The organism is Chitinibacter sp. ZOR0017, from assembly GCF_000799095.1.
Classification (GTDB): Bacteria; Pseudomonadota; Gammaproteobacteria; order Burkholderiales; family Chitinibacteraceae; genus Chitinibacter; species Chitinibacter tainanensis.
The window spans coordinates 52633-77999 of record NZ_JTLG01000018.1; the positions used below are offsets into that span (position 1 = coordinate 52633).

A 25367-nucleotide genomic window follows, 5' to 3' on the forward strand; every position below is an offset into this window, starting at 1 on the left:
TAGAGACTCAGCGCGACCGCCTAGCCCAGCTGCACTTCGATATTGTCGATCAGTCGCGTAGTCCCGAGCCGAGCGGCGATCAGAATCACCAGCTGTTTATCCCCGGCGGCCGCGGGCTTGAGGCTAATGGCATTGCGGGTTTCCACATAATCAATCTCATGCCAGCCGCGCACGCGCAGATCGGCCACAGTTTCGATGGCCAGCTTGGAATAATCGCGCTCGCCCGCCTCAATCGCCCGCTTCATCCGGCTGAGGTGGTAATACAGCCGCGGCGCTTCGGCGCGCTGGGCTTCATTCAGATAGCCGTTGCGCGATGACAGCGCCAGCCCGTCTTCGGCGCGGCCCGTATCCACCGGCACAATCCGAATCGGCATATTCAGGTCATTCACCATGCCCTGAATCACCGCCAGCTGCTGGTAATCTTTTTTGCCAAAACAGGCGACATCGGCCTCAACAATATTAAAGAGCTTGCTCACCACCGTGGCCACGCCACGGAAATGGCCGGGGCGGAAGGCGCCACACAGCTCGTCGGCAATCGCTGGCGGGTTCACCTGATATTGCTGAATCACATTCGGGTACAGCTCTTTTTCATCCGGCGCGAAAATCACGTCCACCCCGCCGTTGACGGTGATCAGCGCGGCATCGGCCTCCAGCGTGCGCGGGTAGCGTTCAAAATCTTCGCCCTGACCAAATTGCAGGCGATTTACAAAGATACTGACCACGGTATGCGCCGCCTGACGGCGTGCTTCCTGGATCAGCGCCATATGCCCCGCATGCAAATTGCCCATGGTCGGCACAAAGGCCACGGTGCCCACGGTTTTACGCCACTCGCGCAGCTCGGCAATGGTATGGATGATTTTCATAAGTCAGATTTCGCAGGAGGAAAACAATCAATCGGTGCGGCCCGATAGGCGCTAACCGAAGCACAGGCGCGCAATTGGCGCACTAGCTCCGGCCACGGCTGGGCATACACACCGGGATACAGACATTCGCCCGGATATTGCACTGGATACGCCAGCTGTTCAAGCGGCGGACTAAATTGGGCGTCCACGCCCGGCTTGCTATTGCCGCGCGCATCCAGCCGATACCAGCCCAGCTCCGGCAAATACACGGCATTGAGCCCATGCAGGCAAAACGGGGCCGCCTCGCCCGACCAAGTCAGGCGCTGATAAACCAAGCCACAAGGAAGTTGATTGGCGCGCAGCAAGGCCGCCAGCAAATGGCTTTTGGCATAACAAAAGCCCGTGCCCTGGAGCAAGGTTTCGCTGGCGCTGACTGGCACTTCTTCGCGGCCAGCATCGACGCAATGGCTGATTTGATCGCGCACCCAGACAAAGCTGCGCTCGATCAGCAGCCGCGCGGGCGGCTGATCGGCAGCTAGCTCGCGCGCTAGCGCTGCCACGGCTGGATGATCACCATCCAGCTCCGGGCTAAAGGCCAGATAGGGCGCAAGTTGCGCAGGGCTGAGCATGGGCGGCAGGCTTGGAGATGCAGCGTGGCTAAATTAGAAACTATGCTCTTCGGCCGGGAAGCTGAGCGCCTTCACCGCTTTCACGTAGTTTTCTACCGCGCCTTGAATACTCCCCACGCCGGTCATGAAGTTTTTCACAAAGCGGGCTTTTTTGCCCGGATACACGCCCAGCATATCGTGCAGCACCAGCACCTGGCCATCCACCTGCACGCCCGCACCAATACCGATGGTCGGCACGTGCAGCGATTCGGTAATCTCGGCCGCGACGCTGGCGGGCACCATTTCCATCAGCACCATCGCAGCGCCGGCAGCTTGCAGCGCCAGCGCATCGCGCTTGAGGATTTCGGCTTCGGTTTCGGTTTTGCCCTGCACCTTATAGCCGCCATACACGTGCACCGATTGCGGCTGCAGGCCGATGTGGGCACAGACCGGAATTCCGCGCTGCACCAGGAAATCGACGGTTTCAACCATCACGGCGCCGCCTTCCAGCTTCACCATTTCCGCGCCGGCGGCCATCAGGCGGGCGGCGTTTTCGTAGGCTTGCGCATGCGAAATCTGATAACTGCCAAAGGGCAGATCGGCCAGCACCATGGCTTTCTGGGTGCCACGCACCACCGCCTGCGTGTGGTAAACCATATCATCCATGCTCACCGGCAGGGTTGAGCTATGGCCTTGCACCACATTGCCTAAAGAATCCCCAACCAGGAGGATGTCCACCCCGGCTTCATCCAGCAAGGTGGCAAAACTGGCGTCATAGCAGGTCAGCATGGCGATTTTGGCGCCATCGAGCTTCATTTTTCGCAGGGTCGAAAGGGTAGTTTTCATGATGGGTAATCAAGCCGTTTCGTTGAAAGGGGCACTCATGGTGCGTTGCATGATCGTAATGGAGTCAGGGTGGAAAATCGACCCTTTTTGTGTCAGGGCTTGATCCTGATTCAATGTGGCGACAACCGCCCACCCGGCTTAGACCGGATCGAGGCGATACAGTGCCTGATCAATCACCTGCCCAATCAGGGCGGCCGCCGGCCCCAAACCGGGAATCTCCACCTCGGGGGCTATTTCTAGCAAAGGCAATAAAACAAAGGCGCGCTGATGCATACGAGGGTGGGGTATTTGTAGCTCAGGGGTATCAAGCTGCAGCGCGTCATACAGCACCACATCCAAATCCAGCGTACGCGGTGCGTTTTTAAAGCTGCGCTCGCGGCCTAGCTGTTGCTCAATCTGCAACAACGCCGCCAGCAGCGCCGCGGGCGCGAGCTCGGTCTGCACTGCGCAAACGGCATTAATAAAATCAGGCTGATCGGCATAACCCACGGGCGCACTGGCATACAGCGAGGAGCCGGCCAGTAATTGGGTGTGCGGCAATTGCGCAATCGCGGCCATAGCTTGGCGCAATTGCGCAGCTGGGTCGCCCAGATTGGCGCCCAGCGCGATATAGGCAATGCTCATCCGGCTTACTCGCCCTGCCCGCCGCCACGGCGGCCATCTGGGCGGCGATGCCGCGTGCGGCGCCGGCGTTTTTTCTCGACTTCGCCGCCTTTACCGCTGGCCACCGCTTCGGTCACCAGCACTTCGCGGGTACCGTCGTCGCAAACTTGGAATTGCGTCCACCAGTCGGCCAGCTCTTTTTCTACCAGCCCGCATTCAGCGCGCAAAAGCAGGAAATCATAGGCCGCCCGAAAGCGCGGTTGCTCCAGCATACGGAAAGGCTTTTGCCCGCTGCGCTGCTCAAAGCGTGGCTGCAACAGCCAGATTTCTTTCATGGCCGCGCTATAGCGGTTTGGAATCGACAAGCGTTTGGTGACTTTGGCTTCGACATCGTTCATGGCCTCAACCAGCGCTGGTACTTTGTGCTCGCCTGCGGCGACTTTCTTTTGCCAGCCGGCTTCAACTTCATGCCAGAGCAAGGTGGCAAACAAAAAGCCTGCCGACACCGGTTTGTCTTCGGCCAAGCGCTGATCGGTATTAAGCAGCGCCTGTTTCAGAAAGGCCGTGGTTTCCTTTTGGCTCATCAATTTATCGAGCAGCGGAAAGAGCGGCCGATGCAGGCCGTAATTGCGCATGGCCTGCAGGCAATCCCAGGCCTTGCCCGAGAGCAAGACCTTCATCATTTCATCAAACAGCCGCGCCGGCGGAATGTTTTCCAGCAATTGGGCGTGTTCTTTAATCGGCTTGGCGGTGTCCGCCGCAATCTGTAAGCCCAGCTTCGCGGCCAAACGCGTGGCGCGCAGCATGCGCACCGGGTCTTCGTGATAGCGCTTGACCGGGTCGCCAATCATCACCAGCTGCTGTTTTTCCAGGTCTTCCACCCCGTGGTGGAAATCGATGATTTCATCGCTATTGGGGTCGTAATACAGCGCATTGACGGTGAAATCGCGACGGGAAGCGTCTTCTTCCAATGTGCCATACACATTGTCGCGAATAATGCGGCCAGTGGCATCGGTGGGCGAATCGGCGCTACCGCGGAAGGTGGTCACCTCGATGATTTCTTCGCCACCGCGATCGTAAAACGGCACGTGCACGATGCGAAAGCGCCGGCCAATAATGCGCGAGCGGTGAAACAGATGCCGCACCTGCTCGGGTGTGGCGCTGGTGGCCACATCAAAATCTTTGGGCGATTTGCCCAGCAGCAAATCACGCACCGCGCCGCCGACGATATAGGCTTCATAACCCGCATCCTGCAGCTTGTCGCAGACTTTCAGCGCCCCGGAATGGAGCTGTTCACGGCGAATGCCATAGTGTTTGGCATGCAAAATGCGTTTACCCGGACGGCGTAGCACCTTGCCAATCAGTTTACGAATCATGGCGGTCTATTTAGCGAAAACGATGCGAAACCGTGCATTATACAAGTGCCCAGTGGCCTGCGTGTCATTTTCGGGATTAAAGGTGGCCCGCTGTGCGCCGCGGCCCCGACTGTATCGTCTGGCAAAGGCGCCGACTGTGCTTAGCAAGCCCACCCAGACCCCGTATGATGGCAATCCACCCATCGGAGCCCGCCATGCCGCAACTGCGCTATCAAGTAGTGAATGTCTTTGTGACCGACGAGCTGTGGAGCGGTAATCCGCTCGCGGTATTTCAGCCAGAACAGCCTCTGGATGAGCGCACCATGGCGCGCCTGGGCCAGCAGATGAATCTGTCCGAGATTACCTTCACTGGCCCGAGCCAGGTGGCCGATGCCAGTGTGCGGATTTTCACGCCCAGCTACGAAATGCCCTTTGCCGGCCACCCGACTTTAGGCACGGCCTTTGTGCTGGGCGCCGGGCGACCGCTGCTCACGCTGGAAACCCGTGCCGGGGTGATCCCGGTGGCGCGCGAGGGCGATTTGCTGACCTTGCAGGCCAATGCCCCGCAATATTGTGCCGGCCCCAGCGCCGAGGAGATTGCCGCCGCGCTGTCGCTCGAAGCCCGCGCGATCGCCGGCACGCCACGTTTTGTAAACACCGGCAGCGAGCAATTGATTGTGCCACTCGCCAGCCCGGCCGCCGTGGCGGCTTGCCAGCTGAATCTGGCGCAATTTGAAGCCGTGGCCTGCAATCAGGAAGGGCGTTCGGGTGCGCTGGTGTGGGCGACCGACCCGGCCGACCCCACGCGGATTATTGCGCGCTATTTCTGGAGCCAGCATGGCCAGGCCGCCGAAGATTTTGGCACCGGTTCGGCCTGCGCCAATTTGGGCGGCTGGCTACTGGCCGAAAACGCCGCACTGCCCCTCAAGCTCGCCATGGAGCAAGGGCACGGCATCGACCGTATTGCCCGCTTGAGCTTACACATCAATGCGCAGGGCGAGATACGGGTAGGGGGTAAGGTTAGAAGCATTGGCTACGGGGAATTCCAGCTGCCGGATTAAACCGCGGCGGCCATGCTGGCACGCGGCACCGAATTTGCAATGCGCCGCCGGCCAAACCACCACGGTAGGCTAATGCTCGCTAAGGCTTTGCTGCGCTTGCTGCAGCTGCCCACACACCGCTGCCCACAAGGCTGGCCAGCGCGAATCTGCGGCGGCTGGCGGCGTGCGGGCTTGCAGCCAGGCCAGCGCGGCGCTGAGCTCGGCATAGCCCGCCCCTTCACTGCGGCTCCATAGCCCCAGCCGGCGCACCACCGGCGCGGGCATGCCCCATTGCGCCAGCAGCACCAGCGCACCCCGGCTGTGTTGCGCCAAATCGCCGGCCAAACTGGTGCTAGCCAGCAGGCAAGCCTGCGCCGCCCACTCAATGCCTTCCTGCTCAGCCGCCGGCACCGCCAGGCTCGCCGCCACCGCGCGCAAAAACAGCGCAGCACTTAGCAAATCAGGGGTATTACCCACCAGCCATTCATTTGCATTGGCTAGCGAGGCATACGCCACATCACAAATACTATTGGCCGGTAGCAGTGTCACCACCTCGGCCAGCGGGCGCAGGCCCAGCGCGCCGTTTTCGGCTTGATTCAGCTCCGCCAGCAGCAAGCAGGCCAGCTTGGGATTGACCCGCGCCAAGGCCTGCACACGCGCCGCGCTCAGCGGCTTCGCGGCTAAGCACTGCCGCTGCCACGCTGGCACCACGGCCATAAAGCCTGCCGCCCGCTCGCCCTGCTGCGCCGCGCGCCGAAATTGCGCGGCCGTACAGCCATACCAACCGACAAAGGCACGCTCAAAGGCGCTGCGCTCGGCAAAGCCTAGGGCACAGGCAATGTCTTCCAGCCGCTGCTCGCCCACCAGATACTGCACGGCGGCACGGCGTTTTAATTCCAGCACCAGCCGGCTAAACGAGGTTTGCTCCGCGGCCAGTTGCCGCCGGAATTGCGCCACGCTCAGGCCCAGCACTTTGGCCACGGTTTCTTGTTCGGCCAAACGCAAACGTTCGCCCGGGAGCAAGTAGCGGCAAGTACGCTGAGCCAAAGTGTCGGCCGCCTGCTGAGCTTGTAGCCCGACCAGAAAATGCGGCTGCAAGGCGGCCCAGAGGCTGGCGCTGGCATTGGGCAGCGGGCGCTGCCACAGCGCAATCGGCCAGCTGAGGGCAAACGCAGGCGCTTGCCAGCTCAGGTTGTGCGGCAGATGCGGGGCGAGCTCAGCCGGCTGCACCGCCTGCGTCATCAACGCGGCCGCCAGCGGTGGCTGCGGCTCAGCCAGCAAGTGCTCCAGCAAACGCGCCAGCCAGACACAGATTGCCTCATAGCGCAGCAGCATCCCCAAGCGCTCGGCATGCAGCAGCGGGCGCAGCTGCAGGGTGAATTGGGTTTCGGTCAGGATCAGCGTCAGGCTGCCATCCGGAAACGACAACGGCCCCAGCTGCACAAGGGTATTAACCGCCTGCGCGACGGTATTGGCGCTGCGCAAAAAATACAGCAGCCCATTGCCCGCCCCCAGATCCAGCGCCGCCGCCACCTGCACCAGGATGTGTGGCGCGCCTGCTGCGTGCAGATATTCATGCAATTGCAAAGCCAGCTCGCCGGGCAGTGTATCGCTACAGCTGGCCTCGACCCGGCGCAGACCAAAGCGACTTTCCAGCGCCTGCAATACCTCGGGCCGGCTGGCCAGCAGCGGATACAGCGGCTGCAAATGGCGCAACTCGGGGGTGTGCAGCCCGCGCGGAAAAGTTGTGATCTGGCTCATAAAGCTGCCCGAATGTCATAAAAGTGAGCGCCATTATCATATCAGCATTTACTGATGATCCTTAAACTGCGCCGCTCAAACTTAACCTGACCATAGAACAAGACAATGATGTGCGCATTCAAACGATTATGGCCCAGCCTCGCCTTGCTAAGCCTGCTCGCCGGCTGTGGTGGCGGCGGCGGCGGAGGTAGTAACAGTGGCGGCAACGTTGGCACTGGCACCCCGAGCGCCACTGCCGCGCCAGGTGGTAGCAGCGGCCCAACCCTCAACCAAGTGGATAACAGCGGCCTGCAGCAACCGGCCAGCAGCCCTCTGGTCTTGGCGCTGCAAACCGGCAACCCCAATTTGCTCAGCGCCGCCGATCAGCCCACGCTTTTGCAACTGGCTACCCAGCTGGCCGAGCGCTATCAACAGCAGCAAAGCCGCGCACTGACCAGCATTTTCGGCGGTGGCACCCTTGATCTCAGCGTGAATTTCACGACCAATAGCAGCGAAATCGGCATTGCTCAGCCCACCGTGGCAACGCCACTGTTATTGGCCGACGATGGCAGCGGCATGGCAGCGATTGCCCAGTATGGTCGGGGCCGCGGGATGGGCTATGGCGTAGACATGCTCAATTGGCAAGCCAACCAAAGCCGCGAAACCCAGCACAGCGCCTTTTTTACCCGCGCCATGCGCTGGCTGATCACCGGCAATGCCGACACGGCGCTGCCCAGCTTGGTGAAATACGCCGTCGCCGGCTATGACAGCAATACCGTCAGCCGCTGGCTCAGCCGCGCCGGCAGTACCGGCAACGCCATCAGCTGTGATCTCACCCAAAGCAGCAATAGCTGCTGGCAAAACGCCGATTTGCTGGTGTTTGGCAGTAGCGTGCGCAACGACCCTGCGCTGAGCAATCAGGTCCGCCAATATGTCGAGCAAGGCAAAGCGGTGCTCTACCTGCACCCTAGCTGGACGGACTCGGCCGGTGGCCGTAGCGTACTGGCCGGCATGGGCATGAAGCTGGGTGATTATCCGGGCAATTACTTTGCCCCAGCTGCCGGCGTCTCGATCGGTAGCAACACCACCCGAAGTGGCCTACTTGCGCGGCTAGATCAAATGAGCGGGCTGGTTGGCACTTTACGCGCCATGGGTCAGGCCAAACCGGCACTGCAGCTCAGTACCGATAGCAGCATCACCCAGCCGATTACCCAGCAATTCAATGCGCTGGCCAGCCTGCAAAGCCGTGGCGTGGATATTTTCCAGGAGCCCACCAGCGACTTGCATCGCCTGCTGGTGTTGTGGGCGGATCTGTATCGCAAAGATATTCAATACGGCAAGATCAACCGTGATACCGCTCCGGGCGATTTTCTGCGCACCTATGCTGCCGATTCATGGCTGGTGTTTAACCGCGCCAACACGACGGTCAGCAAAGCTGGGCAGGGTGATTTTATGCCTGTGTCGGCGCAGAGCATGCCGGTGAGCAGTAGCGCGGAAACCATCGAAGTCACCATCGGCCAGAGTGGTGGCAATACCGCGATTGGCCGTGCGGCGATTCCGGGCAAACCGGTGTACATCGAAGTGGTGGATAACGGTGGCGCTAGCGCGCTGAATATCCAGACCAACTACCTGCGCGCCTATGGCAACCCACTCACTGACTCGGTCAATGAAGGCTACAAACGCCCGCGCCGGCCGCATTCGTTTGCCATACCGCTCAAGGCCAGCGGCGAAACGATCTTTGTAACCCCGTTTGGCGGGCCACTGTATCTGAATTACAGCGGCGCGACCGCAGGCCGCTCAGTAACGCTCAAAATCCGCGGCAGCGCCAAATATGCGCACTTCGATTTCACCAAGCCCAGCAATCAGGCCGAGATCGACGAGGCCATCGCGGCGATGCAACGCGCTGACTTTGGCTGGCAAACGGCCAAATTTGAAGGTGGTGAAATCCAGCAAACCATGTATTACGCCAAGCAGGCCATGGGTAGCCTCAGCCCGCAAACCTATGTCATTGATCAGATCAAAGGCCTATTGTTCGATTCCAATCACCTGGCGAATGGCTTTAGCAATATGCCAATGAGCAGCACGGTGGCGAGTTTGTGCAGCACCTTTGGCTGGACCTGTGATGGTCCGTTGCATCGGGCGCCGAGTGTGCAGCATTTTGTCGGCTGGATTGCCGCCTGTGGCTACCTCTGCTCGGGCAACCCATCGGATGGTTTTGCAGGCATCGGGGGTACTGGCTGGGGGCACGCGCACGAATTGGGCCACAACACGGTACCCCGGGTCATGACCATTGAATTTGGCGGCAAAGGCTGTGTGGTGGAGTGCAATAACAATATCCTTGCCAGCATTCATATGATGCGGCAATACAAAATTGCCGGGATCGATACTGGCCATACCACCGATCATCCGGGCCTGTATGCCGATATTGTCGCCAACCGCGCCAGCGGACTGAGCGGTAATGCCAAGGTGATGGATATGCAAACCCGGCTTTGGGATATGGATAAGGGTCAAGACCCCATGCGCGCGGTGCATTTCCAGCTGGCTTTCCTATTTAGCCGCTACCGCGCTGGCGAGAGCATTCCGAGCATGGAAAAAACGCTGGATTTCTTCACCCTGCTCACCAAGGGCAACCGGCTGGTGGATAACGCCTGGGAGAGCGGCAATAAATTTGCCATGAGCCGCTTTGCCAACAAAACCATCAGCAACCCCGACCTGCTGTATGTGTTGAGCTCAAAGCTGGTGGGCAAAGATTTGCGACAGATTTTTGCCATGTACGGCATCACCGTGGGCCAAACCGCGCTGGATTCGGTGGCCGATCTGGGGCTAGCCGTTTTGCCTGAGCAGTTTTATGCGCTGGCGAGCAACAAATACAATCAAGTTGGCAGCGGACAATGGCTCGATCTCTCGGCCAGCACGCCGGCTTATCCGTATTAATCCACCGCGCGCAGGCCGGCTAGCGGCCTTTGCCGCAACATCACCCCAGCTGGCTGGCCCGGCTGGGGTTTTTTATTGCGGCACAAGGCAAAAAACACCGGAACAAAGCCCGTATCGGGCGGTCTGTAGGGCTAGTTTCGGGCGTATAATCGCCTTTTCTGTCAACCTTCATCAGCAAAGATCATCCTCATGCGTCGTACCGCCCTCTCTTGCGCCCTGATCGGGACGCTGCTGGCCAGCTCACTGGCTCACGCTTTCGTACCGCCCGTACCCGAAATCGCTGCTAAATCGTATTACCTCTACGACAAGCAAAGTGGCCAAGTGCTCGCAGCTCGTGATCCGGATATGAAAGTCGAGCCGGCTTCCCTTACCAAGCTGATGACGGCCTACCTGACCTTTAAAGCGGTTAAGGCTGGCAAACTCAAGCTCGAGCAAACCCTGCTGGTATCCGAAAAAGGCTGGAAAACCGAAGGCTCGCGGATGTATCTCGATCCCAAAGTGCCAGCCACGGTTGATGATCTGATCAAAGGCATGATCGTGCAATCGGGTAACGATGCTTGCGTGACTTTGGCTGAGGCGATTGCGGGTAGCGAAGAAGTTTTCGCCCAAATGATGAATGTAGAAGCCAAACGCCTGGGGCTGAAAGATTCGCACTTTACCAATTCCACCGGCCTGCCCGACCCAGCGCTGCACGTCACCACCAGCGATCTGGCGCGGCTGGCAAATGCCATCATCAATGATTTCCCCGAGTTTTATCACATCTACTCGATCAAGGAATTCAAGTACAACAATATCAATCAGCCAAACCGCAATTTGCTGCTCTACCGTGACCCGTTTGTGGATGGCATGAAAACCGGTCACACCGAAAGCGCCGGCTACAATCTGGTGGCTTCAACCCACCGTGATAATCGCCGCCTGATTTCGGTGGTGGTGGGTACTGCCAGCCCGGAAGTACGCGCGGCCGAATCATCAAAATTGCTCAATTGGGGCACGCAGTTTTTTGAAACGCCCAAACTCTATGCCGCCAAACAGGCTGTGCAGCAAGTGCCGGTCTGGAAAGGCAAGGCCGATAAAGTGGATGTTGGCTTTATGGCCGATCAATTTATCACCGTGCCCAAAGGGGATGGCGCCAAGCTGAAAGTGGAGCTTACAAGCCAACAGCCGCTGGTAGCGCCGATCAAAGCCGGCCAAACCGTGGGCATGATGAAAATTTCGCTGGATGGCAAAGTGCTGAGCGAGCGCACCGTGGTGGCCGTGGCCGACGTGGAAGAAGCCAATATCTTTGGCCGCGCGTGGGATACCATCCGCCTGTGGTGGCATCAGCTCTTTAACTAAGCCTGCCGGCGGACAATAAAAAACCCTGTGTGATGCACAGGGTTTTTTATTGCGAGGCGAAACACCGTGTTATTGCGGTGACGCCGCAGCCCCATCCGGCTGGGTGGCCGGCGTGGTGGTCGAGAAATGAAAAACCACCGCGTTGGCAAACATCGGGTCAAAGCCTTTTTCGATCATCACTTCGACAATCGACTGGGCCAGACAGCCACGCTGCAGATTTTCAATAATCCATGCCTGCCATTCTGGGGTGAGTTGGGTAAAACCGCTCATCGAAATTGCCTCTCCATCCGAATTTGGTACCGCGCTCAAGGTACTTATTATGTCTCTCCCGTGAGCTCAGCGCAGGCCCGTCGCCCGCTATCGTTGTAGCAAGGTCGCGAGCACTTTGTAAGGTGTAGCCATTATTCATGCGATTGTCGGGCTTGTCACTTATTCTTACACGCCGCATGGCGGATAAGTTACGCCATTCACACCCCAGCGCTGCTGCGCTGGCTAGCCGCTAGGGCTTAGCCCCTTGATCGTGCAAGACAAACAGCGCAGGGCGAGTGTGTTAAAATCCCGCTTTTGATCGATCACCCCTTCACGGACGAGTTGGCATTATGGAACTTTCTGCACTGACCGCGCTTTCGCCGCTAGACGGCCGCTATGAAAAACAACTGGCTGATCTGCGCGCGCACTTTAGCGAATACGCGCTGATTAAAAATCGCGTTACCGTTGAAGTGGCGTGGCTCAAAGCACTGGCCAGTGATGCCGCCCTGAGCGAAATCAAGCCTTTCTCGGCCGCCACCATTGCCGAGCTCGATAATCTGGTTGCGCAATTTAGCACCGAGCACGCGCTGGAAGTAAAAACCATCGAGCGCACCACCAACCACGACGTGAAAGCCGTGGAATACTGGCTCAAAGAGCGTCTGTCGGGCAATGCCGAAGTTTCTGCCGCCAGTGAATTCATTCACTTCGCATGTACTTCGGAAGATATCAATAATCTGTCACACGCCCTGATGCTCAAAGGCGCGCGCGAAACCGTACTGCTACCTAAACTCGCCGAAATCATCACCAAACTGAAAGAGCTGGCCCACGAGCTGGCCGATGCCCCGATGATGAGCCGCACCCACGGTCAGCCAGCTACCCCAACCACCATGGGTAAGGAAATGGCCAATATCGCCTTCCGTCTGGAGCGCCAACTGGAGCGCATCAGCAAAGTCGAGCTGCTGGGCAAAATCAATGGTGCCGTGGGCAACTACAACGCCCACCTTTCGGCTTACCCTGGCTTTGATTGGGAAGGCTTCTGCCAACGCTTTGTAGAAAGCCTCGGCATCACCTTCAACCCCTACACCATCCAGATCGAGCCGCATGATTACATGAGCGAGCTGTATGATGATTTCGCCCGTGCCAACACCATCCTGGTCGACATGAACCGCGACATCTGGGGCTACATTTCGCTGGGCTTCTTCAAACAGAAGGTCAACAAAAACGAAGTGGGCTCTTCCACCATGCCGCATAAAGTAAACCCGATCGACTTTGAAAACTCGGAAGGTAACCTCGGCATTGCCAACGCGGTATTGTTCCACCTGAGCCAGAAACTGCCGGTATCACGCTGGCAGCGCGACCTGACCGACTCGACCGTATTGCGCAATATGGGTGTTGGCCTGGGTTACTCGCTGCTGGGTTATGTGGCCGCACTCAAAGGCCTGAACAAACTGATGGCCAACCGTGATGCCATGCTGGCCGATCTGAACGACAACTGGGAAGTACTGGCCGAGCCAATCCAGACCGTAATGCGTCGTTTCGGGGTGCCAAATCCATACGAGCAACTGAAAGAGCTGACTCGCGGCAAAACCGGCATCAGCAAAGAAGCGCTGGCCGTGTTTATCGAAGGCCTGAACATCCCGCAACAAGCCAAAGATGAACTCAAAGCGCTGAGCCCAGCCAGCTATCTGGGTAAAGCTGAAGAGTTGGCGCGCCGCATCTAAGCGCCCAAACTGCCGCCAGCCCCGCGCTGGCGCAGTTAATAAACACAACACGGGCGCGTCAGCGCCCGTTTTGCTATCAGCTCCGATATAATCGGCACATCTTACAGCGTGCCGCAATGCGCCCCTGCGCAGCGGCCAATTCGAGGTTAAAACGGTGAAACGGAAAGTCATTGCAGGCAGTGCACTGGGCATCGTCCTACTGGGCGGCGGCTATTTCGGCGGCAGCTATGTGGCCGGCGACGCGGTGGAACAAACCATGCAAAAACAGCATGCCTGGATCAGCAATCTGCCCTATTTCATCGTAAAAGCACATAGCTACGAAAAAGGCTGGCTCAGCTCCATCGAAACCACCACGCTGCAAGTCAACCCTGAGCTGTATCGCTTTATTGTCGAAAAAGAAGGCGAAACACTGCCGACGTTTGAAGTAACCTACACCAATCACATTCAGCACGGCCCGTTGCCGCTACTGACCAAGCTCAACCCACTGCCCTACAAGGCCGTGGTCACCACCGAATTTAAATACTCGCCAGAAACGCAGAAATTCCTGACCAAGTTTTTCGGCGAACAAAAGCCCATCCAGATCGAAAACCGCATCAGCTTTAACGATGATGGCGTGATGAAAATTAGCGTGCCGGGCTTTGATTACGAAGAAGCGCTCTCGGGCGTAAAAGCCAAATGGCAAGGCCTGAATGCCACGCTCGACTACGGCGGCGATTTTAATCGGGTGAAATTCGACCTCACCGCCCCCGGCCTCTCAGGCGAAGCCAAAGCCAAAGGTTCATTCGCGCTGCAAGGTTTGAGCATCAACCTTAACCAGAGCAAAGGTGCCAATGGCATCATGATCGGCACCAATCTGGCCAAAGTCGGCCAGTTTGATCTCGATATGCGCGAAGGCAACCCGATCAAGCTCAAATTGGAAAACCTCGTCTATCAAGGCAAAGTGAACGAAAGCGGTGAATTCATCAACGGCAGCGCCCAGATCGATCTGAGCAAGCTCACGCTGAACGACAAACCCTATGGCCCGGCCATCATGATTGCCGAAGCCAATCACCTGCACGGCAAAACGCTGGCCACCATCAGCGATGAGCTGACCAAGCTGCAAAAACAAAAACTCAACCGCGAGCAACTCACCGAAGCCCTCACCAAGCTTGCCCGCGAGCAAGGCCTGCCGCTACTGCAAAACGACCCGCAATTTGCGATCAAACAGCTGGAAGTCAAACTACCCGATGGCGCCATCAAATTTGCCGGCTCGGTGGGGCTTAAAGGCTTTGTGCCCGCCGACTTGGATAAACCGGTGGATCTGGTGAATAAGCTCGACGCTAAAGCCGATTTCACCATCCCGCGCAAAGTGGTTGAAACCCTGGTGATGTGGCAAGCGCGCAATATGTTTGCCAGCGCCAACCCCGATGGCGACGTTAGCCACGCCGACATCGACTATCTGGCCGGCCAATTTGTAGAAGGCCAGATCAGCAAGCTGGCCGAGCAAAACCTGATTCGGGTGAATGGCGATCTCTTATCCGCCAAAGCCTCGCTCAAAGGCGGCAAATTCATCCTCAACGACATCGCCGTACCGCTGCCATGGGATCAACCGGCCGTGGAACAGTAAACCGAAGTGAATGGATTAAAACAAAACCCGCGGTTACGCGGGTTTTGTTTTGTTAGCTAATGGCCCAAATCAGTCAGAACCGCAGCGCCTGCTGCGTATTGGATGGTATTTACTCTGGCTTAAGAACATACCTAAATCCATCCCACTCAGATTTCGCTAGGTTTTGCGTACTGATGAACTCCTTCACCAGATTCTCTGCATCTTCTGGGCTCGCGGGCTTAGAAAAGATGTTGTCTGGGAGAACGAATACTCCGCCAAAATCGACAACGCCACACAAAGAAAACTCAAGGTTATCACCATCTGCAGAACCAAAGCCCCTCAAGTTGAAACGACCGCTAAGTGCAATATTGAAATTGTTCACGCCGTTGGCTCTACTGAGAAGTAATGAACGTACTTGTGCAGGATGATGATCGGCAATGTAGACCGAACATTGCGGCTCAATTTTTGAGCCCCTAACTCCCAGCGCAACGCCATCTAGCTCGTGCCAATTAGAAATTGGCAACTGCAGCCAGTCGCATGATATTCTGACCGACCATGCCTCTCCCTCAACCTCAATTTCGCCACATTCGGCATATAGATTCCAGAACAAACCGAGTGGAACTCCACTCGTTCGATTCTCGAAAACATGGGCATAAATCTGCCCGTTCACTGCTTTAAAATTAAACAACTCCGCAGCCCTTCTATGTCATCCAACGTTGGCAATAAGTTGCCGCCGGAGTGCCGCAGACATGGAGAGCAACCAAAGCGCAGCTTTGGGCGGTCAGGTTGATTGAAAGGTTAAGCCGTTTCAGCATCATGGCGCCAAACTGGAAAAGCGACAGCTAGACCTGCCTCTTCTAGCCTATTTGCTAATAAGTTAATTGCTAGCGAATCTACCTCCTTGGGAACGTGAATAGAGAAGTGATTAAATTCATCAAATCTAACAATGGAGCACTTAAGAACATTGAAGGATGCTTCAAATTCTTTGAATTGTGCTTCATTATCATTCATAATCCAGATCAATGAATTTCCAGATTCTTTTGTCACAACAAATTCAAAAACCAAAGAATTGACCGGATCGGGCATTGCGGTGAAACGATCACCGCAAGCCAATCCTTTTATGTAAACTGGAGGACTTAACAGTTCAAATTCACCATCCAATTCATTGCACCACACATACTCCGTGGCAATCGGAGGCCACTCATCAACCACATCTAATGCAAAGCCAAGCTTAACCATATTGATTGGGCCCAATCATGTAATACACATCTACGCAGGTGTATATTTAATTATTTAATTCGCACAACGCGCTTTGTTGCACAAATCAGTCTGAAAGCGAGTTTCCCAAATCCGAAAAAAACTTATCCCACACGCACCGTCGTCGGTGTGCCCAATTGCGTGAAGCGATTTTAGATCGCAGCACGCACTTGCAACTCCGCCACCTAACGATCAAAGTCCCGCGCCATAACTCGTTCACAAAGTAATTTGAAACATCGCATTTTCGTTTCCACTAAACTGCGCCGGTAATAGCCCGACCACTTTTTCCAGATCGCCCGCCCCAAGTACTTGGTCGCACGTAAAATCGCATTGCGAGATCGTGCACCTGCCGTATTTTCTTTCCGAAACTGAGTGCTCTTGCCATTCTTAAATCTCAACACATCCTGTCACATCAACCGCCTCACCGACAAGACCTTTGTACCAAGTAGGTACATCTAGCTCAACATTTCCGAAACCTGCACTTTTAAGAAATACATGATATGCACTTTCACTCATAGGGCCAACTGACTTGCCCGTTGATTTAAATAAAACCCAGTACAATTTATCTTTTAAATAACTTGTTCGTATTGTTCGATCACGGCCTTCACCACATTCATAGTCTTGAACCGCCATTTGAAGAACGAAAATATTTTGCCCCCGTACTTTTATGTCAACCACCACACGATCAACTATAACTATTTTTTTGCTATTCGACACAATAAACGCATTTTCAGGTGACGTTTCTACAAAATCAAAACACCCCACATCGAGACAATACCAAAAACAGAAAACAATTACCCCAGCCAGCACAAATGAACAAACCAAAATATTTACTCTAGCTTTTGACATTAACACCCCCACATACTTAATACTGAATTTTGCATTGTCTACTTCAAATAAACCAGCTGAAGGAGATCCAAAGAAAGTCGCAATATTTTGAACCTTTCCCTTATGTTAAAATTTCTATGCATTTCATAATGCATAATCTTGGCTAGGCTTTGTTGCACAAATCAGCCTGAAAGCGAGTTTCCCCAAATCGCTGATTTGAGCAACAAAGCCGCGGCTAGCAGCGTGCGCGATCAATGATTTCGACAAACTCCACCACAGTTCGCACCGCCAACCACCCGCCATAAAAAAAACCGCCGGCAGCGCCAGCGGTTTTATATACCCCACCAAGGTATTGCCATGCAATCATTGAATATCAATTAATACCAAGCAATACCCACACAATCAATTGGCTTTACTGAATAATCCCACCACCCAGGCAAACTTCGTCACGGTATAGCACCATCGATTGCCCTGGTGTCACGGCCCATTGTGGCTCGTCGAATACCAGCTGCACGCCGCCTTCGATGTGCGTCAGGGTACAGGCGCTGTCGGGTTGGCGGTAGCGGGTTTTGGCGGTGTAGCGGCCTTCGGCCGGGGTTTCGCCCAGAATCCAGGAGCAATCTTTCGCCACCACCACCGGATTAAGTAGCAGCGGGTGATCATGGCCTTGCACTACGATCAACTCGTTGCGGTCCATGTTTTTGCCGGCCACAAACCACGGCTCGGCGCTGCCTTTGGTGCCGCCGATACCGAGGCCCTGCCGCTGGCCGAGCGTGTAGTACATCAGTCCCTGATGCTCGCCCATCACCTTGCCTTCCGGCGTGACCATCGCACCCGGTTTTTTCGGTAGATAGCGATTTAAAAATTCACGAAACGGCCGCTCGCCAATAAAACAAATGCCGGTGGAATCTTTTTTCTTGGCGTTGGGCAAATTAATTTGCTCGGCAATCACCCGCACTTCGGATTTGAGCAAATCCCCGAGCGGAAATACCGCGTGCGAAATCTGCTCTTGGCTTAAGCGATACAAAAAATACGTTTGATCTTTGCTTTGATCGGCGGCGCGCAGCATTTCGGTGCGACCATCATCACGCAGACGCGTTTTCGCATAATGCCCGGTTGCAAGCTTGACGCCACCGAGCTTGATTGCGTATTCCAGAAATGATTTAAATTTGATTTCGCTATTACACAGAATATCCGGGTTCGGCGTGCGGCCGGCGGAATATTCGGTCAGGAAATGACTGAACACGCGGTCTTTGTATTCGGCGGCGAAATTCACAAGCTCGATATCAATGCCCAGCAGATCGGCCACGGCAATCGCGTCCATGCTGTCTTCTTTGATCGAGCAGTATTCGTCGTTGTTGTCGTCTTCCCAGTTTTGCATGAAGACGCCATGCACTTCATAGCCCTGCGCTTTGAGTAAATGCGCGGTGACGGAGGAATCCACCCCACCAGAGAGGCCTACTACAATTTTGCTGCTCATGACTGCGTTCCATTTAATGCGGGGTCGTGATCAAAATCACGTAGAAGCTCAAGCGGATAGCGCCGCCCGGCCAGATAATCGTCGATGCAGGCCAGCAACAACGGGCTGCGATGCTCGGCTTGCCGCGCCAGCACTTCATCACGGCTCAGCCACACTGCGGCTTCAATGCCTTCATCCGCCAGACCCAGCTGCCGCGCGGCATCATTCGCGCCCAGCTCGCCGCTAAAAGCGTAGCGCAGGTAGGTGAGATCCGAGCCCGGCACGCTCCACTGGTAAATCCCTACTAGCGCGGTCGGGGTGAAATGGTAGGCGGTTTCTTCCAGCGTTTCGCGCTGGCAGGCGGCCACGATGGATTCGTTGGCATCCACATGCCCGGCGGGCTGATTGAGTTTGAGCGCGCCTTGAATGCGCTCTTCCACCAGCAAAAAGCGGCCATCTTGTTCAATGATGGCGGCGACGGTGGTATTGGGCTTCCACATCTTCGGGGCTTATCCTTGCGTCGACAAGCGCTTGATTTTACCTGATTTCCTCCCCCCACGGCCAGCCACCTCCGCCCAGCGCAGCGGCGCAAAATTTAACAAAAATTCATTTGACGCTCGCCGGCCACGGCGATTTAATAACTAACCAGTCAGTTATTAATTACCAAGTGATGACCCCTAGCCCTCGCAATCAGCGCCGCAAAGCCGCCCGCCCTGATGAAATTATCGCTGCGGCGATCCAGCTTTTTCACCAAAAAGGCTTTACCGCCACGCGTATTGATGAAGTCGCCGCCGCCGCCGGCGTTACCAAAGGCACCGTGTATTTGTATTTCCCCAGCAAAGAGGCGCTGTTTAAAGCCGTGGTGCAAGAGCGCATCTTGCCCAATCTGGCGCGCATGCATGAGCTGGTGGCGCAATTTCGTGGCTCGCGCCGCGATTGCCTCAGCATGGTGCTGCGCGGCGTGGCCGAAGCGCTGGAAAACTGCGGGGGTAGTATTTCCAAGCTGATGATCGCCGAAGCGGGAAATTTCCCCGAGCTGGCGCGCTTTTACGAAAGCGAAGTGATTGAACCCACTTATCAAACCTTGCGCCAGATACTCTCTGAGGGTATAGCCAGCGGTGAATTCAGAGACATGGATTTGGTACATATACCCCGCATCATTATCGCCCCCCTGCTGTACGCCAATATTCTGCGCCACACCTTTACCACGGCCGATTTGGGCCTGACCAATTTATTGCAACACGCCGAATGCCAGCTGGATCTGCTGATGCATGGCCTGCTGCGCCCTGCCGGAGAAACCGCATGAGCACACCCGAAGCTACTCCTCGTCAAACCAAAGGCCGATTGATTTTGGGCGGCATTTTGCTGCTGGCTGCCGGCATTATTGGCTATCGCCTGTGGTGGGCGAGCGGCCATGTCGGCACCGACAATGCCCAGCTCGAAGGCCATATTGTGCCGATTTCCGCCCGTGTGGGCGGCTATGTGCAAACCGTGGCAGTTAATGACAATCAGCCGGTGGCCGCAGGCGGCCTGCTGGTGCAGCTTGATCCGCGCGACTATCACGCCAAAGTGCTGCAAGCACAGGCCGAAGTGCAAAATGCGCTCAGTGCCTCGGGCGGGCAGCGTGGCGGTGGCGAGGCGCAAGCCAAGATCGGCGCCGCCAACGCCACCGCCGCCGCCGCCGCAGCGCAGCGTCAGGCCGCCGAGCAAGCGATTAGCGAAGCGCGCGCCAATGCCGAGAAAGCCCAAGCCGATCTGCGCCGCGCGCAAGAGCTCGCCGCGCAAAAAATGGTGAGCCAGGCCCAGCTGGATAACGCCCGCACCGCGCTGCAAGTCGCGCAGGCGCGCATCGCCACCCTGATCGCCCAGCAACGCGCCACTGCTGAGCAAGCCGCCGCTGCCGCGCAGCAAGTAGCGGTCTCCAGCGCCGGGCTCAAGTCCGCCGAAGCCAAAACGCTGGCTGCGCAAGCGCAACTGGCGCTGGCGCAAAATCAGCTGATCGATACGCAAGTGAAAGCGCCGATGGCCGGCGTGGTGAGCAAGAAAAACGTCGAGCCCGGGCAGATGATTCAGGCCGGGCAAACACTGATGTATCTGGTGAAAACCGATGATCTGTGGGTGACCGCCAATCTCAAAGAAACCGAAACCGCCGCCGTGCGCCCGGGCCAAAGCGTGGAAATCAAAGTCGATGCCGATGGGCAGATCCTGACCGGCAAAGTGGACTCATTCAGCGGCGCCACCGGCGCGCGCTTTACCCTGCTACCGCCTGACAATGCCACCGGCAACTTCACCAAGGTCGTGCAGCGGGTGCCGGTGAAAATCAAGCTCGATCCGCTACCCGCGGGCGCCAATTTGCGCCCCGGCATGTCGGTTGAAGTGACGATCCGGACTAAATAGCCATGAAAGCCATCTTGCCGGGCCTCTCGCGCTCGACCGACGATGCCAGCATCCATCAGCATCGCTACATTATTGCGCTGACGGTCACACTGGCCTGCGTGCTGGAATTGCTAGACACCAGCATTGTGAACGTGGCGATCCCGCACATGATGGGCACGCTGGGCGCCACGCTGGATGAAATTACCTGGGTGTCAATTGGCTATGTGGTGGCCAATGTCATCGTGCTGCCGATCTCCGGCTTTTTGGGCAATTTATTTGGCCGGCGTAATTATCTGGTGTTGTCGATTGGGCTGTTTATCGTGGCCTCGATCGCCTGCGGTAATTCCAGCTCGCTGCCCGAAATGGTGTTCTGGCGCATTGTGCAAGGCTTGGGCGGCGGCGGGCTGATCGCCACGGCGCAAACCACCTTGTTCGAGGTGTTTCCCAGCAAGGAAATGGGCAGCGCCATGGCGATTTTCGGCATGGGCATTATGCTGGGGCCAATGCTGGGGCCCACGGTGGGCGGCTGGCTCACCGATCAATACAGCTGGCCATGGATTTTTTATATCAACCTGCCGCTGGGCCTGGCCGCCCTGCTGCTCACCTTGATTTATGTACCCGAATCCAAGCTGCGCAAGGCGGTCACGCACATCGATTTTGTCGGTCTCGCGCTGATGGCCGGTGGGATTGCCGCGCTGCAATTACTACTGGAGCGTGGCGAGCGGCTGGAATGGTTTGATTCGTGGGAAATCGTGATTTACAGCGTCACCAGTATTGCTGCGCTGGGCGCGTTTATCATTCGCCAGCTCGAACATCGCTACCCGCTGGTCGATCTACGCGTGTGCCAAGATGTGCAGTTTTCGGCCGGCTTGGTGATTACCTTTTTGCTCGGCGGGGCGCTGTTTTCTACCGTGTTTATTTTTCCGGTGTATGTGCAAACCCTGATGGGCTACACCGCCTGGCAAACCGGCCTGCTGATTCTGCCTTCGGCGCTGGCCTCGGGACTAACCATGCCGATCTCGGCCAAGCTGGTGGCCAAAGGCATGCCGCCGCGTATTTTAATTAGCCTGGGCGCCAGTATTTTCCTGGGCTCGATGTGGCTGCACCATGGCTTTACCACCCAATCGGGCGTGGGTGATTTCATGGGGCCGCTGATCTTGCGCGGGATTGGGCTGGGGATGATTTTTATGCCGCTCAATAGCCTGACTATGGCCAATTTGCAGCCCAGCCAGATCGGCAGCGCCACCGGCCTGTACAACCTCACCCGCCAGCTCGGCGGCAGCGTGGGCATTGCCTTATCGGCTACGTTCTCCACCAAGCTGATGCAAATGCACGGCGCGGCGCTGCTTGAGCATCTGGGCGGCTTTGCCGCACTGGAGCGTTTGGCCCAGCTCAAGGCTCGGCTGATCAGCACCGGCACACCGGCGGCTGGCGCGGATACGCTCTCGCAGCTACTGCTGCAGCAAACGGTAAATAAACAGGCGCTGATGCTGGCCTATGATCAGCTGTTTTTGCTATTTGGCATCGCCATGATTTGCGTGCTGCCCTTATTGCTACTGATGCCCAACAGCCAGGTACGCGCCTCGGCCGACGCGGCTCATTAATCCATCGCCGCGCCAAGCGCAAAAGGCTGCGGCAGTAAGGAAATTGGGTAGACGGGATTAGCGCGTTTTATTCGGCCCGCGGCGCCCACGCTGTTTGGGTCGCCCAGCCGGGCGTGCCCCTGCGCTCGCCTTGGCTGCGGGTTTGGGGGCGGGTGGCGCAGCGACGTCCAGTGTTTGAAACGTACCCGGCGCAATACCATCCAGGGTATAGCTTCCAATCGCATAACGAATGAGGCGTAGCGTTGGATACCCCACCTTGGCTGTCATTCGGCGCACCTGGCGATTTTTGCCTTCGCTGATGATGATTTCCAGCCAGCTGGTGGGAATATTCGCCCGCTCGCGGATCGGCGGCTGGCGCGGCCACAGGCCAGCGGGCTCATCCATCAGCCGGGCCCCTGCTGGCTGCGTGCGAAAGTCGCCCAAATCCAAGCCACCCGCGCGCAAAGCCGCCAGCGCGGCCTCATCCGGCACGCCTTCCACCTGCACCCAATAGGTTTTCGGCAGCTTGTGTTTCGGGTCGGTAATACGGTGAATCAGCCCGCCATGCGCGGTCAGCAGCAAGAGGCCTTCCGAATCGGTATCCAGCCGCCCCGCCGCATACACTTCTTTGATCGACACATAATCAGCGAGGCATTGATGAGGGGGGCTGGGCGTGAATTGGCAAATCACGCCATACGGTTTGTTCAGCAAGATCAGCTGCGGCATGGGCGTTCAAAACAAGGGGGAAACCAGCGGCATAATAACCTACATCGTCGCCAAACGGCTTGGCAGAGCGCCGGCAAACCTGTGATAATAGTGCGTTTTTTCGCCCCTGCTGGCATAAAAATCAGGATAAAGCGGGGCGAGGCGTTTTTAATTGGCTGTATTTCACAGGAAATAGCACGATGAGTCTGATCAAAGTACCACAAGGCGGCGCGAAAATCGTTCCTAACCTCGCCACTCCTGACAATCCAATTATCCCTTTCATCGAAGGTGATGGTATTGGTGTGGATATCACCCCAGTTATGATCGATGTAGTCGATGCAGCTGTGAAAAAATGCTACGGCGACGCGCGCAAAATCCACTGGATGGAAATCTACTGCGGCGAGAAAGCCTCAAAACTGTACGCTGATGGCTCATACCTGCCACAAGAAACCCTCGATGCACTGAAAGAATACGTAGTATCGATCAAAGGCCCATTGGCTACGCCAGTTGGCGGCGGTATCCGTTCATTGAACGTGGCCCTGCGTCAAAACCTGGATCTGTACGTATGTCTGCGTCCAGTTCGTTATTTCGACGGCGTACCTTCGCCAGTGAAACGCCCAGACCTCGTTGACATGGTGATCTTCCGTGAAAACACTGAAGACATCTACGCCGGTATCGAGTGGGACGCCACTTCTGAAGGCGCGAAAAAAGTTATCGAATTCCTGCAAAAAGAAATGGGCGTGAACAAGATTCGCTTCCCAGAATCTTCTTCAATCGGCATCAAACCCGTATCGAAAGAAGGTACTGAGCGTCTGGTGCGCAAAGCGATTCAATACGCCATCGACAACAACCGTAAGAGCGTTACCTTGGTTCACAAAGGTAACATCATGAAGTTCACCGAAGGTATGTTCCGCACTTGGGGCTACGAGCTGGCCAAGAAAGAATTCGGTGGCGTTGAGATCGACGGCGGCCCATGGTTGCAACTGCCAAACGGCATCGTGATCAAAGACGTGATCGCTGACGCCTTCCTGCAACAGATCCTGTTGCGTCCAGCTGATTACGACGTAATCGCAACCCTGAACCTGAACGGTGACTACATTTCTGACGCGTTGGCGGCAGAAGTGGGCGGTATCGGTATCGCTCCAGGCGCGAACTTGTCTGACAACGTAGCGTGCTTTGAAGCCACGCACGGTACTGCGCCGAAATACGCTGGCCAAGACAAAGTAAACCCAGGTTCATTGATTCTGTCTGCTGAAATGATGTTGCGCCACATGGGCTGGACTGAAGCCGCGGACAAGATCATCGAATCGATGGGCAAAGCAATCCAAGACAAGATCGTAACTTACGACTTCGCTCGCCTGATGGACGACGCGCAAGAAGTGTCTTGCTCGGCCTTCGGTAAAGCAATGATCGAACGCATGTAATTGCTGGCTACGCCTGCCTTGAAAAACCCCGCCTAGCGGGGTTTTTTTATGGGTGAAGCGCCAGACATAAAAAAAGCCCACCGAGCGGCGGGCTGATCTGACTACAGCAAGCAGACGCTTAGGCGGTCTGGATATTTGCTGCTTGCAGGCCTTTTTGACCTTGCGTCAGTTCGAAAGTCACGCGCTGACCTTCTTTCAGGGTTTTGAAGCCTGGCATATTGATTGCCGAGAAGTGCGCGAACAGATCATCACCACCTTCGTCCGGCGTGATGAAACCAAAACCTTTAGAATCGTTGAACCATTTAACAGTACCGAATGCCATAGCTAAGAACCCTGCAGACTTTAAAAATAATATTCCTGAAATATCGGCTTCACACTCAAATGAGCGCGCCGAAAGGTAGCCTGCTAGAATTGCTTCCACCAAGCTTGCATCACTTTTTACGCGAGAATAACCATCGCGGTCAAGAGATGTCCCGATTAATAATTCACAGTGTCGCGCGGCGTTAACGCTTGAAAAAACAGCAGCGCGCGCCAAAATAGAAAGTGAAACTCCGGTAAGTGAACCCCATGGCCCAGACGTATCAGTTTGACACTGAGCTCCAAAAAGCAGACGTTCGTACCGCCCCTCCGCCGATGTGGCAAGTGGTGTTGCTCAATGATGACTTTACCCCGATGGACTTTGTCATTGACGTGTTGCAGCAGTTTTTCGGATTGGGAAGTGAGCAAGCCACTCGGATCATGCTGAAAGTGCACCACGAAGGTCGTGGTGTTTGCGGGACATACCCGAAAGACATTGCCGCCACCAAGGTGGCCGATGTAACGCAATACGCACGGGCGCACCAGCATCCGCTGCAATGCATCATGGAGGTGAAATAAA

At 56.3% G+C, this 25367-nt stretch carries 24 protein-coding genes and 1 pseudogene; 10 read left to right on the plus strand and 15 right to left on the minus strand.

Features of this window, described 5'->3' with window-relative positions; translation table 11 throughout:
• Positions 1-20: 20 nt before the first annotated feature.
• The 5 genes from panC to pcnB all read right to left on the minus strand — a co-directional run bounded on the left by panC (position 21) and on the right by pcnB (position 4275).
• Positions 21-863 carry a pantoate--beta-alanine ligase gene (panC, locus tag L991_RS06595; RefSeq protein WP_047393553.1) on the minus strand — a complete coding sequence of 281 codons (843 nt, stop codon included), beginning with the start codon at positions 861-863 and terminating at the stop codon, positions 21-23.
• Complete coding sequence (locus L991_RS06600; RefSeq protein ID WP_047393554.1) at positions 860-1471, minus strand: transglutaminase family protein; 612 nt, start codon at positions 1469-1471, stop codon at positions 860-862. Before L991_RS06600 ends, panC begins: the two co-directional genes overlap by 4 nt.
• A 33-nt stretch (positions 1472-1504) precedes the next feature.
• Positions 1505-2296, minus strand: a complete 792-nt coding sequence (gene panB, locus L991_RS06605) for a 3-methyl-2-oxobutanoate hydroxymethyltransferase (protein WP_028449806.1) — start codon at positions 2294-2296, stop codon at positions 1505-1507.
• A 138-nt stretch (positions 2297-2434) separates the two neighbouring features.
• Positions 2435-2920 carry a 2-amino-4-hydroxy-6-hydroxymethyldihydropteridine diphosphokinase gene (gene folK / locus L991_RS06610; protein WP_047393556.1) on the minus strand — a complete coding sequence of 162 codons (486 nt, stop codon included), beginning with the start codon at positions 2918-2920 and terminating at the stop codon, positions 2435-2437.
• 5 nt (positions 2921-2925) lie between these two features.
• Positions 2926-4275, minus strand: coding sequence for a polynucleotide adenylyltransferase PcnB (gene pcnB, locus L991_RS06615; RefSeq protein ID WP_028449804.1), 1350 nt, complete (start codon positions 4273-4275; stop codon positions 2926-2928).
• Between the two features lie 194 nt (positions 4276-4469).
• Between pcnB and L991_RS06620 the strand changes: the two genes are divergently transcribed.
• Complete coding sequence (locus L991_RS06620; protein WP_047393558.1) at positions 4470-5315, plus strand: PhzF family phenazine biosynthesis protein; 846 nt, start codon at positions 4470-4472, stop codon at positions 5313-5315.
• Positions 5316-5384: 69 nt separating this feature from the next.
• Here L991_RS06620 and L991_RS06625 read toward each other — a convergent pair whose 3' ends face one another.
• Positions 5385-7055 carry an AraC family transcriptional regulator gene (locus L991_RS06625; protein ID WP_047393559.1) on the minus strand — a complete coding sequence of 557 codons (1671 nt, stop codon included), beginning with the start codon at positions 7053-7055 and terminating at the stop codon, positions 5385-5387.
• Between the two features lie 105 nt (positions 7056-7160).
• Here L991_RS06625 and L991_RS06630 point away from each other — a divergent pair, with 105 nt between their 5' ends.
• Positions 7161-9968: an ImpA family metalloprotease gene (locus tag L991_RS06630; RefSeq protein ID WP_052190685.1), complete on the plus strand. Its 2808-nt coding sequence runs from the start codon at positions 7161-7163 to the stop codon at positions 9966-9968.
• A 189-nt stretch (positions 9969-10157) separates the two neighbouring features.
• On the plus strand, positions 10158-11303 hold the full coding sequence (locus tag L991_RS06635) for a D-alanyl-D-alanine carboxypeptidase family protein (RefSeq protein ID WP_047393560.1): 1146 nt from the start codon (positions 10158-10160) through the stop codon (positions 11301-11303).
• A 69-nt stretch (positions 11304-11372) separates the two neighbouring features.
• Here L991_RS06635 and L991_RS06640 read toward each other — a convergent pair whose 3' ends face one another.
• Positions 11373-11573, minus strand: a complete 201-nt coding sequence (locus L991_RS06640) for a hypothetical protein (protein WP_028449798.1) — start codon at positions 11571-11573, stop codon at positions 11373-11375.
• Positions 11574-11902: 329 nt separating this feature from the next.
• Here L991_RS06640 and purB point away from each other — a divergent pair, with 329 nt between their 5' ends.
• Both purB and L991_RS06650 read left to right on the plus strand, forming a co-directional pair.
• Positions 11903-13273: an adenylosuccinate lyase gene (purB, locus tag L991_RS06645; RefSeq protein WP_028449797.1), complete on the plus strand. Its 1371-nt coding sequence runs from the start codon at positions 11903-11905 to the stop codon at positions 13271-13273.
• 154 nt (positions 13274-13427) lie between these two features.
• Positions 13428-14879, plus strand: coding sequence for a YdgA family protein (locus tag L991_RS06650; RefSeq protein ID WP_047393561.1), 1452 nt, complete (start codon positions 13428-13430; stop codon positions 14877-14879).
• Positions 14880-14988: 109 nt separating this feature from the next.
• On the opposite strand, the gene L991_RS06655 is transcribed toward L991_RS06650, so the two are convergent.
• The 6 genes and pseudogenes from L991_RS06655 to L991_RS06670 all read right to left on the minus strand — a co-directional run bounded on the left by L991_RS06655 (position 14989) and on the right by L991_RS06670 (position 18902).
• A complete protein-coding gene (locus tag L991_RS06655; RefSeq protein WP_156129013.1) occupies positions 14989-15546 on the minus strand; it encodes a hypothetical protein in 558 nt (185 codons plus the stop codon).
• A gap of 110 nt (positions 15547-15656) precedes the next feature.
• Entirely contained in the window at positions 15657-16097 is a 441-nt protein-coding gene (locus tag L991_RS06660; RefSeq protein WP_047393563.1) for a DUF4265 domain-containing protein, read from the minus strand.
• Between the two features lie 170 nt (positions 16098-16267).
• Positions 16268-16474: pseudogene (locus tag L991_RS16920) on the minus strand (IS5/IS1182 family transposase); the annotation flags it as partial.
• A 28-nt stretch (positions 16475-16502) separates the two neighbouring features.
• Entirely contained in the window at positions 16503-16964 is a 462-nt protein-coding gene (locus L991_RS17260) for a hypothetical protein (protein WP_156129014.1), read from the minus strand.
• A gap of 391 nt (positions 16965-17355) precedes the next feature.
• Complete coding sequence (gene mnmA / locus L991_RS06665) at positions 17356-18423, minus strand: tRNA 2-thiouridine(34) synthase MnmA (protein WP_047393565.1); 1068 nt, start codon at positions 18421-18423, stop codon at positions 17356-17358.
• Entirely contained in the window at positions 18420-18902 is a 483-nt protein-coding gene (locus L991_RS06670; RefSeq protein ID WP_047393566.1) for an NUDIX hydrolase, read from the minus strand. Before L991_RS06670 ends, mnmA begins: the two co-directional genes overlap by 4 nt.
• 170 nt (positions 18903-19072) lie before the next feature.
• On the opposite strand from L991_RS06670, the gene L991_RS06675 reads away from it, so the two are divergent.
• From L991_RS06675 to L991_RS06685, 3 genes are read left to right on the plus strand one after another with little or no spacing between them, the layout of a single operon-like run.
• Positions 19073-19708, plus strand: coding sequence for a TetR/AcrR family transcriptional regulator (locus L991_RS06675; RefSeq protein WP_047393587.1), 636 nt, complete (start codon positions 19073-19075; stop codon positions 19706-19708).
• On the plus strand, positions 19705-20799 hold the full coding sequence (locus L991_RS06680) for an HlyD family secretion protein (protein WP_052190687.1): 1095 nt from the start codon (positions 19705-19707) through the stop codon (positions 20797-20799). The genes L991_RS06675 and L991_RS06680 overlap by 4 nt, the downstream gene beginning before the upstream one ends.
• A gap of 2 nt (positions 20800-20801) precedes the next feature.
• Positions 20802-22382 (plus strand): DHA2 family efflux MFS transporter permease subunit, encoded by a 1581-nt coding sequence (locus tag L991_RS06685; protein ID WP_052190688.1) that lies wholly within the window; start codon positions 20802-20804, stop codon positions 22380-22382.
• 57 nt (positions 22383-22439) lie between these two features.
• On the opposite strand, the gene L991_RS06690 is transcribed toward L991_RS06685, so the two are convergent.
• The gene (locus tag L991_RS06690) at positions 22440-23087 is read right to left on the minus strand and encodes a pseudouridine synthase (RefSeq protein ID WP_047393567.1); all 648 of its coding nucleotides are present in this window, start codon (positions 23085-23087) and stop codon (positions 22440-22442) included.
• Positions 23088-23266: 179 nt separating this feature from the next.
• On the opposite strand from L991_RS06690, the gene icd reads away from it, so the two are divergent.
• Entirely contained in the window at positions 23267-24490 is a 1224-nt protein-coding gene (gene icd, locus L991_RS06695; protein ID WP_028449790.1) for an NADP-dependent isocitrate dehydrogenase, read from the plus strand.
• A 118-nt stretch (positions 24491-24608) separates the two neighbouring features.
• On the opposite strand, the gene L991_RS06700 is transcribed toward icd, so the two are convergent.
• Positions 24609-24812, minus strand: coding sequence for a cold-shock protein (locus L991_RS06700; RefSeq protein WP_028449789.1), 204 nt, complete (start codon positions 24810-24812; stop codon positions 24609-24611).
• A gap of 245 nt (positions 24813-25057) precedes the next feature.
• On the opposite strand from L991_RS06700, the gene clpS reads away from it, so the two are divergent.
• Positions 25058-25366 carry an ATP-dependent Clp protease adapter ClpS gene (gene clpS, locus L991_RS06705; protein WP_028449788.1) on the plus strand — a complete coding sequence of 103 codons (309 nt, stop codon included), beginning with the start codon at positions 25058-25060 and terminating at the stop codon, positions 25364-25366.
• Position 25367 lies beyond the last annotated feature (1 nt).

Bases quoted from the DNA above. Each gene is read 5' to 3' on its own strand.
- L991_RS06630 (WP_052190685.1), top strand. From the start codon at position 7,161: ATGATGTGCGCATTCAAACGATTATGGCCCAGCCTCGCCTTGCTAAGC.
- L991_RS06675 (WP_047393587.1), top strand. From the start codon at position 19,073: ATGACCCCTAGCCCTCGCAATCAGCGCCGCAAAGCCGCCCGCCCTGAT.
- panB (WP_028449806.1), bottom strand. From the start codon at position 2,296: ATGAAAACTACCCTTTCGACCCTGCGAAAAATGAAGCTCGATGGCGCC.
- L991_RS06670 (WP_047393566.1), bottom strand. From the start codon at position 18,902: ATGTGGAAGCCCAATACCACCGTCGCCGCCATCATTGAACAAGATGGC.
- L991_RS06635 (WP_047393560.1), top strand. From the start codon at position 10,158: ATGCGTCGTACCGCCCTCTCTTGCGCCCTGATCGGGACGCTGCTGGCC.
- L991_RS06620 (WP_047393558.1), top strand. From the start codon at position 4,470: ATGCCGCAACTGCGCTATCAAGTAGTGAATGTCTTTGTGACCGACGAG.
- L991_RS17260 (WP_156129014.1), bottom strand. From the start codon at position 16,964: ATGTCAAAAGCTAGAGTAAATATTTTGGTTTGTTCATTTGTGCTGGCT.
- pcnB (WP_028449804.1), bottom strand. From the start codon at position 4,275: ATGATTCGTAAACTGATTGGCAAGGTGCTACGCCGTCCGGGTAAACGC.
- purB (WP_028449797.1), top strand. From the start codon at position 11,903: ATGGAACTTTCTGCACTGACCGCGCTTTCGCCGCTAGACGGCCGCTAT.
- L991_RS06700 (WP_028449789.1), bottom strand. From the start codon at position 24,812: ATGGCATTCGGTACTGTTAAATGGTTCAACGATTCTAAAGGTTTTGGT.
- L991_RS06625 (WP_047393559.1), bottom strand. From the start codon at position 7,055: ATGAGCCAGATCACAACTTTTCCGCGCGGGCTGCACACCCCCGAGTTG.
- L991_RS06660 (WP_047393563.1), bottom strand. From the start codon at position 16,097: ATGGTTAAGCTTGGCTTTGCATTAGATGTGGTTGATGAGTGGCCTCCG.
- icd (WP_028449790.1), top strand. From the start codon at position 23,267: ATGAGTCTGATCAAAGTACCACAAGGCGGCGCGAAAATCGTTCCTAAC.
- L991_RS06640 (WP_028449798.1), bottom strand. From the start codon at position 11,573: ATGAGCGGTTTTACCCAACTCACCCCAGAATGGCAGGCATGGATTATT.
- L991_RS06600 (WP_047393554.1), bottom strand. From the start codon at position 1,471: ATGCTCAGCCCTGCGCAACTTGCGCCCTATCTGGCCTTTAGCCCGGAG.
- L991_RS06680 (WP_052190687.1), top strand. From the start codon at position 19,705: ATGAGCACACCCGAAGCTACTCCTCGTCAAACCAAAGGCCGATTGATT.
- clpS (WP_028449788.1), top strand. From the start codon at position 25,058: ATGGCCCAGACGTATCAGTTTGACACTGAGCTCCAAAAAGCAGACGTT.
- L991_RS06685 (WP_052190688.1), top strand. From the start codon at position 20,802: ATGAAAGCCATCTTGCCGGGCCTCTCGCGCTCGACCGACGATGCCAGC.
- folK (WP_047393556.1), bottom strand. From the start codon at position 2,920: ATGAGCATTGCCTATATCGCGCTGGGCGCCAATCTGGGCGACCCAGCT.
- L991_RS06690 (WP_047393567.1), bottom strand. From the start codon at position 23,087: ATGCCGCAGCTGATCTTGCTGAACAAACCGTATGGCGTGATTTGCCAA.
- panC (WP_047393553.1), bottom strand. From the start codon at position 863: ATGAAAATCATCCATACCATTGCCGAGCTGCGCGAGTGGCGTAAAACC.
- mnmA (WP_047393565.1), bottom strand. From the start codon at position 18,423: ATGAGCAGCAAAATTGTAGTAGGCCTCTCTGGTGGGGTGGATTCCTCC.